The following is a 12,657-nucleotide window of genomic DNA, read 5'->3' on the forward strand; positions in this document are numbered from 1 at the left end:
TTCTGCGGCTGATTTTGACCTTACAGGCGTGGGAAAAAGACTTCCCGCCGAGGCTCTGGAGGCGAGTCGGATATACCATTGGCCAGCCGTAGCACATGATTTGGACAGGCTTCTACACAAGCAGGCTGTCCGTTCTCTGTTTCCGCGCACAGATCGCATTTGCTTGCCGCAGTGCGGGGAAGCGCGGTTCGATTTGCACGGTGAGTCAGGCCGGACTGCGTGATAACGTGCCCGGCTCGATAGACCGGAGACACCTCGATTGCCCCGAAGGGGCAGGCCAAAACACAGGAGGTGCAGCCGATGCATCGTTCCTCATCAATCATAACTACGCCGTCTTCCTGACGAATGGCCTGCACCGGACAGGCATGTGCACAGGGGGCATTCTCACAATGCCGGCATTGCACCGGCACGTACGTATCCCCAGCTCGCACTACATACACCTTGGGCACCACAGGCACGCTGACGGTTCCGACCGAAGCGCCTACGCCGCTCGCCTGACCGTGAACGGCAAAACACGCCAGTTCACAGGCTTTGCAGCCAATACATTGCCCGCCATCCGCAACGACGAAAGAGGAGGCAACAGCACTTGTTCTATTGGCTGAACCCATTCTGCTCGTCGAACGGTTTAACGTGTTTCGTACGCCGCTCATCTTGTCACCTTGTCAGCTAGAACGGCTTCCTGGACGTTCATCTGTCTGCGAATCTTTTGGTACGATTCATGTACATCCCGTTCAGCCTGCGCTTGGTCGGCAATCCGTTCCAACCGGATGGCGCAGTATTTCAATTCTGGGGTTTTGGATACCGGATCGAGAAAATCGGCGGTTAACTCGTTACATGCTCCGACCCACCAGTGATAGGTCATGTAGGTCGCACCTTGTTGCACACGGTCGCTAATTTGTGCCCGCGCCATGATGCGTCCCCGACGGGAGGAGATGGCAACAATTTCGCCATCCAGAATATTCAGATCTGCTCCGTCTTCTGGGCTAATCTGAATAAATCCAGGCTCATCAGACAACTGGCGTAATGCACGGCAATTCCCAGTCATCGTACGCACCGAATAATGGCCTACCTCACGGACTGTGGATAAGACAAGCGGGAATTTTGCATCCGGCTGTTCTTGCGGCGGACGCCATTCGCAGGCGAATAATCGTCCTTTACCACTAGGTGTGGAAAATTGATTGCCTTTGTACAAATACGGTGTACCTGGATGATCCTCTGTAGGGCAGGGCCATTGCACGCCGCCTTGTTCCTCCATTTTTTGGTAGCTGGCACCAGCGAATAAAGGACTGAGGCTTCGCATTTCATCCCAAATTTCCTCTGTGTTCGCATAGGACATAGGGTAGCCCATGGCGGTAGCAACCTCACTAATGATGGCCCAGTCAGGCTTTACATCACCTTGCGGCTCGACGGCCTTACGGATACGCTGAAAGCCCCGATCTGCCGAAGAATACACCCCGTCATGCTCGCCCCAAGAGGTAGAAGGGAGGATGACATCCGCGTGCAGCGCCGTTTTGTTCATGAAAATATCCTGCACCACGACAAATTCCAATTGTTCTAGCGCTTCACGCAGCTCGGCAGCGTTCGGATCGCTTTGTACAGGGTCTTCGCCGAAAATATAATAAGCCTTCAGCTTGTTCTCTTTCAGAATGAGATGCGGTACTTCTGTAAGTGAATATCCTTTTTTACGCGGTAGCTCAACACCCCATGCTTTTTCAAACTTTTTGCGAACTGCGGTGTCAATGACATCCTGGTAACCAGGATACACATTAGGTAATGCACCCATGTCGCAGGAGCCCTGAACATTGTTTTGTCCACGTACAGGTCCAATACCTACATTTGGCTTGCCCAGATTTCCGGTCAGTAGGGCAAGGGAAGCAAGCCCTTTTACCACATCAACAGCCTGTGAAAATTGACATACGCCCATTCCGTACAGAATTGTAGCGGTAGGAGCCTTGGCATATTCCCTCATAGCCGCCCGAATGTCAGCCGCCTTGACACCTGTGATGCCTTCTGCATATTCGGGCGTATATTTTTTAATGCTATCTACGTATTCGGCAAAGCCTTCTGTGTTTGCTTCCACATATCTTTTGTCATAAAGCCCTTCATGCACTAGCACATGACCAAAAGCGTTCACCAAAGCCATGTTCGAGCCGCCTTTTAGAGGTAGCCACATATCTGAAATGCGGCCCGTTTCAGTCATGCGTGGATCACATACAATAATTTTGGCACCTCGTTGCTTGGCTGCTACGATGCGTCTTGCGACGATTGGATGCGTTTCGGGCGCGTTGTATCCAAATACGAATATGAGATCAGAGTGTTCAATTTCAGGAATAGAGTTGGACATAGCCCCGTCCCCGAGCGAGTAAGTCAAACCTGCTACAGAAGGGCCGTGGCATACACGAGCGCAATGATCAATATTGTTGGTGCCAATGACTGCCCGCATGAATTTTTGCATAACATAATTGGCTTCATTTCCCGGACCGCGTGCGGAGCCCGTCCCCATGATAGAGTCAGGACCATACTTTTCCTTAATTGCTGACAGTCGTTCGGCAGTATACTGAATGGCTTCATTCCACTCCACTTCCTCCATGACTCCATTTTTGCGAATCATGGGCTTGCGCAAGCGTGCAGTCAGAATCTGTGGATCATTCAGAAAATCCCACCCATAATGTCCTTTCAAACACAATGTTCCTTCATTTGTACGACCATTAGCCGGCTCTGCGCCAATTACCTGTCCTTTGTCCACTAGCAAATGAAGCTGACAACCGCTTCCGCAGTAAGGACATACTGTTAATACCTTGTCTGCCATGTGTGCAGCACCTCTTTTTATATGAAATAGATGAAACTCGTAACATGAAAAAAAGCCAATACAAAAATGCCGCTTCACGCTGCATCCTGTACTGGCTTATCCGCGAGCGAGGAGATAATCTCCTTCCCGCTAATCCAACCGGGGTATGTGTTGTAGTTCAAGAGTAATGATAATATGTCCGTCTCCATGGACGGAGGGGCAGACCTCCCAAGTGTAGGTGAAGGGACTGCCAAGTGTTTTTTCGGCTTCCCTCATAAACTCCTTTTCCAGATAAGGACGAAGGACGTTCCAGTAATCACTGACCTTTTCCACAGCGCCTTCATGAACGAGAATTTCGGACAGATTAGACAAAGTACCCTGGATCTCTACTGTAACTCGGAGTGGTGAGTTGAGAGAAACCTTAACGTTGTCCGGTCCTTTTCCTCGGTAATGCTTGACAATACATACGGCCAGCTTCCTGATGCGCTCACGGTATTCCAATTCGGTATTCAACATCTGGACACTCCGCTTCGAATCAAAATAAAGGCGTACTTGCCGCACATGCCAGACAGCCTCTGTAGCTAATTTAGAAAAGGAAGTAGACGTCCCAACCAAAATGGTCTGCCCAGCACGGCGTATCACTCTTCTATGGTAGAACAGGTTGACCCGGAAAGATGTGAAATTCATTACACCTAACCAAAATTTTACATAGTTTAGATTGGAGATAGGTGTGCTGGGAATTTAGCGAGCGAGGAAATCTACACACTAGCAAATACATTGACCGAGGAAAAGTATGGATGATATAATCAAAAAAGGAAAAATCATTGGGTATTATTGAGCCATATTTAAATGGGCTTTTCTAAGTGCTAGTTTTGTAAGCGCGTACAATGATTATTTTCCCTACATAACACGGAGGAGGCGATCAATAGATTCATTTTATCCAAATAAGTGTCTTTCTTTTTTTTTTGTTTTTATGCAACCGGTTGCACGATTTACCCACTAAATTTTATCAGGAGGGTGTTAACTTGCTAAGAAAAAAAACAGGGAGTTTTATTTCTTGGTTGATTATATTGTCGCTTTGCTTGAACTTCTTCGGTTTACCTAGTGGTGCTTCGGCCAGTAATACAGATTATACAGCAACCTATATGAATTCCACAGTGAATGCTCTTCCATTGCCAACCGCATCGGCTGCTACTTCTACCGTTAGTGCAACATATGCACCTTTAGCAACACCTACAGCAACTCAAAACGGATTAACGGTTCACTTTAAGAAGCCTTCAAACTGGAATTCAACAATTCGAATCCATTACTGGAATTTGAATCCGTCAACCGTTTCGATTAGTGGGGCGTGGCCAGGAATTCTGATGAAGTCGGACGGAAACGACTGGTATAGCTATACTATTGCCGAGGCGACAGGCTCAAGTCTCATTTTTAATGACAGTAGTGGCAAACAGACGGCCGACTTGTCTCGCAGTGTGAAAGAGGGTTGGTATTACACGGATAACGTATGGTATGATGCCAACCCGGAAACTCCAAAAATTCCGGCGGTTTCCATCTCTCCCGTGCCGAAAACATACGATTCGGCTCAAACGGTAACGCTTTCCAGCACTAACAGTAGCGACAAGATTTATTATACGGTAGACGGTTCGACACCTACGACCTCCTCGACCTTGTATACCACTCCAATTCAGGTTGCTTCCTCTTTGACTATCAAGGCCATCGCCGTCAATTCAATCGGTCAAACCGGAAATGCATCCTCTTTCGATTATGTAATTGACCTGAATGCCGATCTGCAAGCTCCGACAATCACAGCGAATTTGCCTGCCGGGCATTCCGGTTCCTCTGTGACTGTATCCTTCAACCTGAAAGATAACAAGGCGGCAACGACCAAGGCATACTACACGGAGGATGGTACGGAACCGACCACAAGCTCAAAAGTCTACATCCTCGGTAACGCATTGGCCGGATTGACCGGACCATCCATCCTTATCTCCAAGACCACGACATTAAAATTTCTTGTTATAGACGGTGCTGGAAATCAAACCAAACAGAGCTTTGTTTATAATATTGGAGACAAAGGTGATTTTCGGGAAGACACTATTTACTTCGTGATTACTTCCCGGTTCTATGACGGTGATCCAAGCAACAATGTGCACGCATGGGATGATGCCAAGGCGCGTAATCCAGATTCAGACCCTGCTTGGAGAGGAGATTTTAAGGGGCTGATTCAGAAACTCGATTATATCAAAGCCCTCGGATTTAGTGCCATCTGGATTACACCTGTTGTGCAGAATGCCAGCGGTTATGATTATCATGGTTACCATGCTATAAATTTTGCCAAAGTAGACCCAAGGTATGAATCGGCGGGAGCTTCTTATCAGGATTTGATCAATGCAGCCCATGCCAAAGGGCTGAAGGTTATTCAGGACATCGTCGTCAATCATACCGGCAATTTTGGTGAAGAGAATCTGTACCCCATGTTTAAGAAAGATCCGGCTAAACCGGATACCGGTAACAACTTGGTGAAAACTACGGATAAGCTGCCGCCAAACTATGATTCCATGACACCCGATCAGCAGTATCAGGCAAGGCTCGCTCTAATGAAGAATACGGAAACGAACAATAACATTTACCATACAGAGAAAAGTCTTTCCTGGGAATCCTATACTGTTCAGACTGGTCAGATAGCGGGAGATTGCGTGGATTTGAATACAGAAAACCCTGCAGTTAACAAATATTTAATTGATACTTACAATCACTATATAGACATGGGTGTGGACGCTTTCCGTGTCGATACAGTGAAGCATGTGAGCCGGTATATTTTCAATAAATACTATATTCCTGCCTGGAAGACAAGAGGAGGCTCGGATTTCTATGTTTTTGGAGAAGTAGCCACCCGGTACAGAGATGTTTGGAACAGCGGAATTCCAGCGATCTCAACACCATTCTATACTTGGAAGGCTTCAAAATCGTATCCGGGCGATGGGAAAAATGACTATGCCTCTAATAAAATGTCGGTTGAACAAGAGTGGGCGGATAACTCTACTACAGCAGGACAGCCAACCTCGAACAATGCTTTCTTAATCGGCAATACCTATCATACACCTGACTATTCGAGGAAATCGGGCATGGATGTGATTGATTTCCCGATGCATTGGGCATTCAAGACCGCGCATGAAGCTTTTAATATGAGAAGTGGCGACCAATACTATAATGATGCTACGTGGAATGTAACCTATGTCGACTCGCATGACTATGCACCTGATCAGGCTCCGGAAAATCAAAGATTTGCGGGCACACAAGATACTTGGGCCGAGAATCTTGACCTGATGTTCACCTTCCGCGGAATACCCGCCATCTTCTATGGCTCCGAAATCGAATTTCAAAAAGGGGCAGTCATTGATCCGGGTCCAAACGCACCGTTAAGCAAAACGGGACGGGCTTATTACGGGGATCACATAGAAGGCAGTGTTATGGTACAAGATTATGGCAAATACACAAACGCTACTGGCACGCTTGCGGAATCACTCAACCATCCTCTGGCGAAACATATCAGACAGCTAAATTTAATTAGAAGAGCTGTTCCTGCCTTGCAAAAAGGCCAGTATTCTACAGAGAATGTAACGGGCAATCTTGCGTTTAAGAGAAGATATACCGACAGCGCCAAAGGCATTGACAGTTTTGCGTTGGTCACCATTTCAGGAAATGCAACATTTTCCGGGATTCCGAACGGAACCTATGTGGATGCAGTGACCGGTGATTCCAAAACCGTTACGGATGGCAAAATCACCTTGACTTGCTCCGGTAAAGGAAATGCAAGGGTATATGTATTGAATGGCAGGGGTGGAATTGGAGAAACGGGAACCTATTTGAAGTAAACTGTCAGCGGAGGTTGACGCTGTACGATATGGAGAAACACTGAATCTCAAGGTTTAACAGAAAACTATAATGATATAAAAATAGAGTCATACCAAAGGTCGAAAGGAAAAATAACCTTCGGCCTTTGGTGTTTTAGTCTTGCCTCAATATTTTCTCTAGCACGCTTATAGGTCAAGACTATCACTTCTATAGATATCATATCTTAGACCAATCAGACACGTCGTGGTATATTGTTGACATCCAAGAGAGAGCCGTACAGCTTCTCTCCACTAGGTTCGAAAAACACAGGGGTGAATATTGATGAGTAAAAAGACCATGTTCGAGAAAATTTGGGATAACCATGTCATCTATCAGGAAGCGGGCAAGCCGAGTATTTTGTACATTGATCTTCACCTCGTACATGAGGTAACTTCGCCGCAGGCGTTTGAGGGACTACGTCTTAGCGGGCGCAAGGTGCGTCGTCCAGAGCTGACGTTTGCCACAATGGATCATAATGTACCGACAAAAGATCGTTACAACATTACGGACCCGATTTCCAAGCAGCAGATTGATACATTAACTCAAAATTGCCGCGATTTCGGTGTCACACTATATGATCTGGATACGGTGGATCAAGGTGTCGTTCACGTTATGGGGCCTGAACTGGGTCTGACTCATCCGGGAAAAACGATTGTTTGTGGTGATAGCCATACCTCCACACACGGGGCGTTCGGAGCGCTCGCTTTTGGTATCGGAACCAGTGAGGTAGAGCACGTATTAGCAACGCAATGTCTCCAGCAAGCAAAAGCAAAAACGATGGAAGTTCGTTTCGTAGGGCGTCGCAAACCTGGTGTGACGGCAAAGGACATGATTTTGGGTGTCATCGCCAAATACGGTACAGATTTCGCTACAGGCTATGTTATTGAGTACACAGGTGAGTCCATCCGCGAGTTGAGCATGGAAGAGCGCATGACAGTGTGTAACATGTCCATTGAAGGCGGAGCTAGAGCAGGTATGATTGCACCGGACGAAACGACCTTCAACTACTTGCGTGGACGCGAGCATGTGCCGCAAGGAGCTGCTTTTGAGCAAGCAGTTGCTGAATGGAAAGCACTTGTCACCGATGAAGGCGCCGAGTTTGATGTCGTACTGGAGTTTGACGTAGATGCTTTGATACCACAAGTAACCTGGGGCACCAGTCCGGGTATGGGGACAGATATTTCCTCAACCGTACCGATTCCGGCAGAATTGCCGACAGAAAACGAACGTAAAGCAGCTGAAAAAGCGCTTGAATATATGGATTTGAAGCCAGGCACACCGATCACGGATATTGCGATTGACTACGTGTTTATCGGCTCCTGTACCAACGGTCGGATTGAAGATTTGCGCGCTGCGGCCGAGGTAGCCAAAGGCTACAAGGTTTCTGACAAAGTCACGGCAATCGTCGTACCAGGTTCGGGTCGTGTGAAGATTCAGGCTGAAGAAGAAGGACTGGACGTCATTTTTCAAGAAGCAGGATTTGAATGGCGCGAAGCGGGTTGCAGCATGTGTCTTGCGATGAATCCAGATGTGCTTCAACCGGGACAGCGTTGTGCGTCAACTTCTAATCGCAACTTTGAAGGTCGTCAGGGACGCGGAGGACGTACTCACCTTGTATCTCCAGCAATGGCAGCCGCTGCGGCGATTCATGGACATTTTGTCGATGTACGGGATTGGAAATTCAAGCAGGAAGAAGTTGTCCGCTAGGATACGGAGGAGGAATTAACGATGGAAGCTTTCACAACTTTAAAAGGAATTGTAGCGCCTGTGGATCGGGTGAACGTGGATACGGATGCTATTATTCCTAAGCAATTTTTGAAACGAATCGAGCGCACAGGCTTTGGGCAGTTTTTGTTCTACGAGTGGCGGTTTGATGAAGCGGGCAATATTAATCCTGAATTTGAACCGAACAAGCCTCGTTATGCAGGGGCATCTGTTCTGATCTCTCGCGCCAACTTTGGTTGCGGCTCCTCCCGTGAGCATGCGCCGTGGGCAATCATGGACTATGGGTTTCGTTGTGTAATCGCACCGTCTTTTGCGGATATCTTCTATAATAACTGTTTTAAAAACGGTATTTTGCCGATCAAGCTGTCTGAAGAGCAAGTAGAGGAATTGTTCCAGCGCACGGCGAAGCATGATAATTACCAATTAAACGTAGATCTGAATGAAAAAACGATCACTGACGATTACGGTCTGCGTATTGAATTTGATCTGGATGAACATCGCCGTCAATTCCTGCTGCAAGGCTTGGATGATATTGGCTTGACCCTCCAGCATGAGTCTGAAATTCTGGCTTATGAGCAAAAACGTGCTGCGAAACAAGGCGCATAATGTTCATCTCCAATCCAGCTTCATTATGAAGAAATATAGTTGATTTATTTGATAGACAGACAGCCCGTACTGGCAACTCTTTTGCCTGCGGGCTTTTATCATGTTTAGAAAATAAATTGGTAAATAAGGGGTTGACGGTTCGACTCATCATGGTATTGTAAATGTAAAATGGTTGAAGGACTATGTCTGTAAGTAGCACAAAAAATACATATATAAGTTAGGGGAATGAGGATGAAGAAATATGGTTGGGTGATACTAGCGGCTATTTTGATTTGGTTGTGGCCGTCCTCCCCTCATGTGAATGCGGCTGGAGCAGAATTGTTTTTGGATGGCAAAAGGGTGGAAGCGCCTGCAGATGCCAAGCCTGAAATGGTCAATGGTAAAGTCATGGTACCGCTCAGGGTGGTTGGGGAGCAGCTTGGATATCAGTTTAAGTGGGAACCTCAAGCCTATAAAATTTCAATACAAAAAAACAGTACCGATATGTCTATGTATGTAGGCCGTACATCGGCTGATGTGAACGGAAAAACAGTTAGTTTGGATGCACCACCTGTGCTGCGAGGCAGCTCGACCATGGTTCCATTGCGTTTTGTTGGGGAGCAAATGGGGTTAAAGGTGGATTGGAATAATGAAAATAAATCCGTAAATCTCAGTCAGAAGACTGCAACTCAACAAGCAGATAAACAGTCTAAATCCCAACAACCGTCGCAAACGTCAACACAGAGTCCAAAAAGCACAAATAAAACGTCTACAACAACAGCGACGACAATAAATCCAGTTGAAGCAGACAAGCATACGGAAGTCGTACCATCAACATCCAAGGAGCAAAATGTAGAACAGACCACTGCAAATGCGGTGCTTGTACAAAACATTTCTTTTGAGAGTGAAACGCTAAAGATTTCTCTGAACAAAGATCTAACTCCTAAAGTATCCAAAATGACGGGACCTGACCGTATAGTTGTAGATTTACCGGAGGGTTCACTGTCGGCAGGTCTTCTCCAGTCGTTCCCGGTTCGCAAGGATGGCACGCGGGCGTTGACAATTAGTGACAGTGAGGATGTACAGGAAATCAGATTTGCTCCTGCAGATGGAACAAAAGGAGGAGCACGTATTGTCATTGCTTTGAATCAGACACGTGATTACGATCTTTCGACTAATGGCGTAGGCGATATCACCCTTCAGTTGCGTGAACGTAGTGTGAATCCAGAGATAGTAGCACCAACGTATGTCGAAGGACGGCGAATCGTCGTAATTGATCCAGGACATGGTGGTAAGGACCCTGGAGCAGGCAGTGTGACTGGACGACATGAGAAGGAATTTACATTGGCGGTAGCGTTAAAGGTCCAGCAACTTGCCCAAAATGATCCTGACATTCAAATTGTATTGACTCGCAATGGAGATACGTATCCTACACTGGATGAGCGCCCACAGCTCGCTAATAATCAACAGGCCAGCGTGTTTGTTTCCATTCATGGTAACAGTATGCCGACCTCCAATAACGGAAAAGCTAATGGGTCTGAAACCTATTATGCACGTCAGGAAAGTTTAAGCCTGGCCACGATCATGCATAAGCATCTTGTAGCAGCAACTGAGTTTAAGGATAACGGCATTAAGGTGGCAAACCATGTGGTGACAAGAAAATCACAAATGCCTGCTGTACTGTTGGAATGTGGCTACCTTAGTAATCCGTCTAATGAAGCTGCCATGTTCACAGAAGAAACACAGCAGAAGATTGCCGAAGGTATTGTCGATGGCCTGAAGGAGTACCTTGGAACAGGCACAGGAATAACTGAAACACTCAACTAAAGAAGGCTTGTGATATAAGCTATTTTTACCTTTTGATGGAAATTCATAAGGGTGAAAAGTAGCTTTTTTCATTTTTCGGACTGTGACTTTTGACGGGAAGCGAATGGTCCATATTTTTAGTCAAAATTCGACAAAAATAGTTCTTTGGCACGTATATTTCTGTTATGATGGAATATATTCGCAACTTTTGGTGTGAGATAACGTCTATAAGGTTGTCTGATATTACATAAGCGCGTATATCAGGTCGCCGCACCGGAGCATGTGGCAAAAAAATTATGAATGGAAGGGTGACGAATGAAGAAATTTGGTTTTTTGTTGTTATTATTTGTCTTCATGTGGGCGGTTCCGGGTTATGGACATGCGGCTTCGAGTGGAACACAAATCTATCTCGACGATCAACAGTTAAGTGTCCCTAGTGGTGCTAAGGCACAAGTAATTGGCGGAAGTACGATGGTTCCGCTGCGCGTAATTTCTGAAAATTTGGGATATGACGTGACATGGAAGCAGCAGGCGCGAACCATAACGATTGAGAAGGACAGTACCTCGATCCGAATGATAATCGGAAGTAAGACGGCGACTGTCAATGGAAGCGACATTAGTCTGGATGCTTCGCCTCTGCTGCGTTCCAATTATGCCCTTGTACCGCTTCGTTTTATCGGCGAGCAAATGGGACTGGACGTAAAATGGGACAGCAGCTCCAAGTCCGTAAAATTATATACCCGCAGTAGTGGGTCTGGAAACGGGGAATTTACACCTCCCAAGTCCGGAAATAACAGTACAGGTACAGGAAGTGTAACTGCGCCAACCAATAATGCGAGTTCAGGTGTGACACAGGTGCAGGGAGTCAGTTTCAGCCAAAACCGCTTAACGATCACAACAGCGAGTGCCGTCAAGCCGAAAGCGTTTACGATGACAGGCCCCGATCGGGTAGTGGTGGATTTGCCAGCAACTGCGTTTGCAGACAATTTCGGAGATCAGCAGAAGCTGGATAGCAACTTAAATGGTTCGTTGGACATTGAGAATGAAGCGGATGTGTCCGGTATCCGATATGCTTTATTCCAAAAGGAACCATCAACGGTGCGCGTTGTTATTGATTTGAAACATGCCATGAATTATACCGCATATAATGATGGATCGAATCGTGTTATCGTCGATCTGGCCTCCAAGGATTCAGTGAATACAACGCCAGATGCAACGTTACCGGATGGGTCACAGCCTGATGACACACAGACATCCCCGGTTAACAGCAATGGTAAAAAGGTCGTTGTTATTGATGCTGGACATGGAGCAAAAGATTCCGGGGCAGTTGGTATTTCGAGAAAAAATTATGAAAAGACCTTCAACCTGGCGATGGCCCTGAAAGTAGAAAGCATATTAAAACAAAACCCCAAACTTGAGGTTGTGTTAACACGTAGCGATGATACATTTTTGGAGCTTAAACAGCGCGTAAAAGTGGCTGAAAATCTTAAAGCCAACGTGTTTGTGTCCATTCATGCTAACAGTAGCGGTAGCTCAGCTTCCAACGGCACAGAGACGTATTACCAGCGTAGTGCAAGCAAAGCGTTCGCCAACGTTATGCATAAGTACTTTGCTCCTGCGACGGGTCTGACAGACCGAGGCATTCGTTATGGGAATTTCCATGTAATTCGGGAAACGACGATGCCAGCTGTTTTGCTTGAAGTAGGATATCTGAGTAATGCAAAAGAGGAAGCAACACTGTTTGATGAAGATTTTCAAAACCGGGTGGCTCAAGGGATTGCAGATGGAATCACAGAGTATCTCGACGTAAAATAAATCTTCAACAAATCGCTTGCCAACGTCAAGTAAGGAGGGGG

The 12,657-nt window shown here is 46.5% G+C and carries 8 protein-coding genes; 5 read left to right on the forward strand and 3 right to left on the reverse strand.

From position 1 onward, the window contains the following. Positions 1 to 20: 20 nt before the first annotated feature. The 3 genes from G9G57_RS26210 to G9G57_RS10110 form a co-directional block, all read right to left on the reverse strand. Positions 21 to 650: a 4Fe-4S dicluster domain-containing protein gene (locus tag G9G57_RS26210; RefSeq protein ID WP_164964893.1), complete on the reverse strand. Its 630-nt coding sequence runs from the start codon at positions 648 to 650 to the stop codon at positions 21 to 23. Continuing rightward, positions 647 to 2,809: a formate dehydrogenase subunit alpha gene (gene fdhF / locus G9G57_RS10105; protein ID WP_016822143.1), complete on the reverse strand. Its 2,163-nt coding sequence runs from the start codon at positions 2,807 to 2,809 to the stop codon at positions 647 to 649. The genes G9G57_RS26210 and fdhF overlap by 4 nt, the downstream gene beginning before the upstream one ends. Before the next feature lie 129 nt (positions 2,810 to 2,938). Then, positions 2,939 to 3,475: a hypothetical protein gene (locus tag G9G57_RS10110; protein WP_225164765.1), complete on the reverse strand. Its 537-nt coding sequence runs from the start codon at positions 3,473 to 3,475 to the stop codon at positions 2,939 to 2,941. A 338-nt stretch (positions 3,476 to 3,813) separates the two neighbouring features. On the opposite strand from G9G57_RS10110, the gene G9G57_RS10115 reads away from it, so the two are divergent. From G9G57_RS10115 to G9G57_RS10135, 5 genes are all read left to right on the forward strand, one after another. Further along, entirely contained in the window at positions 3,814 to 6,666 is a 2,853-nt protein-coding gene (locus G9G57_RS10115; protein WP_164964894.1) for an alpha-amylase family glycosyl hydrolase, read from the forward strand. 301 nt (positions 6,667 to 6,967) lie between these two features. Beyond that, entirely contained in the window at positions 6,968 to 8,392 is a 1,425-nt protein-coding gene (leuC, locus tag G9G57_RS10120; RefSeq protein WP_017427582.1) for a 3-isopropylmalate dehydratase large subunit, read from the forward strand. A gap of 21 nt (positions 8,393 to 8,413) precedes the next feature. After that, on the forward strand, positions 8,414 to 9,016 hold the full coding sequence (leuD, locus tag G9G57_RS10125; protein ID WP_016822140.1) for a 3-isopropylmalate dehydratase small subunit: 603 nt from the start codon (positions 8,414 to 8,416) through the stop codon (positions 9,014 to 9,016). A gap of 231 nt (positions 9,017 to 9,247) precedes the next feature. Next, positions 9,248 to 10,822: an N-acetylmuramoyl-L-alanine amidase gene (locus tag G9G57_RS10130; protein ID WP_164964895.1), complete on the forward strand. Its 1,575-nt coding sequence runs from the start codon at positions 9,248 to 9,250 to the stop codon at positions 10,820 to 10,822. Between the two features lie 294 nt (positions 10,823 to 11,116). Further along, positions 11,117 to 12,616: an N-acetylmuramoyl-L-alanine amidase family protein gene (locus G9G57_RS10135; RefSeq protein WP_017427585.1), complete on the forward strand. Its 1,500-nt coding sequence runs from the start codon at positions 11,117 to 11,119 to the stop codon at positions 12,614 to 12,616. Positions 12,617 to 12,657: the final 41 nt, after the last annotated feature.

Origin of the sequence: Paenibacillus sp. EKM211P, from assembly GCF_011066175.1 — a bacterium.
Lineage (GTDB): Bacteria > Bacillota > Bacilli > Paenibacillales > Paenibacillaceae > Paenibacillus > Paenibacillus polymyxa.

What these genes read in the sequence shown, in the direction of transcription:
- G9G57_RS26210 (WP_164964893.1), bottom strand. Translation starts at nt 650, where the DNA reads ATGAGCGGCGTACGAAACACGTTAAACCGTTCGACGAGCAGAATGGGT.
- fdhF (WP_016822143.1), bottom strand. Translation starts at nt 2,809, where the DNA reads ATGGCAGACAAGGTATTAACAGTATGTCCTTACTGCGGAAGCGGTTGT.
- G9G57_RS10110 (WP_225164765.1), bottom strand. Translation starts at nt 3,475, where the DNA reads ATGAATTTCACATCTTTCCGGGTCAACCTGTTCTACCATAGAAGAGTG.
- leuC (WP_017427582.1), top strand. Translation starts at nt 6,968, where the DNA reads ATGAGTAAAAAGACCATGTTCGAGAAAATTTGGGATAACCATGTCATC.
- leuD (WP_016822140.1), top strand. Translation starts at nt 8,414, where the DNA reads ATGGAAGCTTTCACAACTTTAAAAGGAATTGTAGCGCCTGTGGATCGG.
- G9G57_RS10130 (WP_164964895.1), top strand. Translation starts at nt 9,248, where the DNA reads ATGAAGAAATATGGTTGGGTGATACTAGCGGCTATTTTGATTTGGTTG.
- G9G57_RS10135 (WP_017427585.1), top strand. Translation starts at nt 11,117, where the DNA reads ATGAAGAAATTTGGTTTTTTGTTGTTATTATTTGTCTTCATGTGGGCG.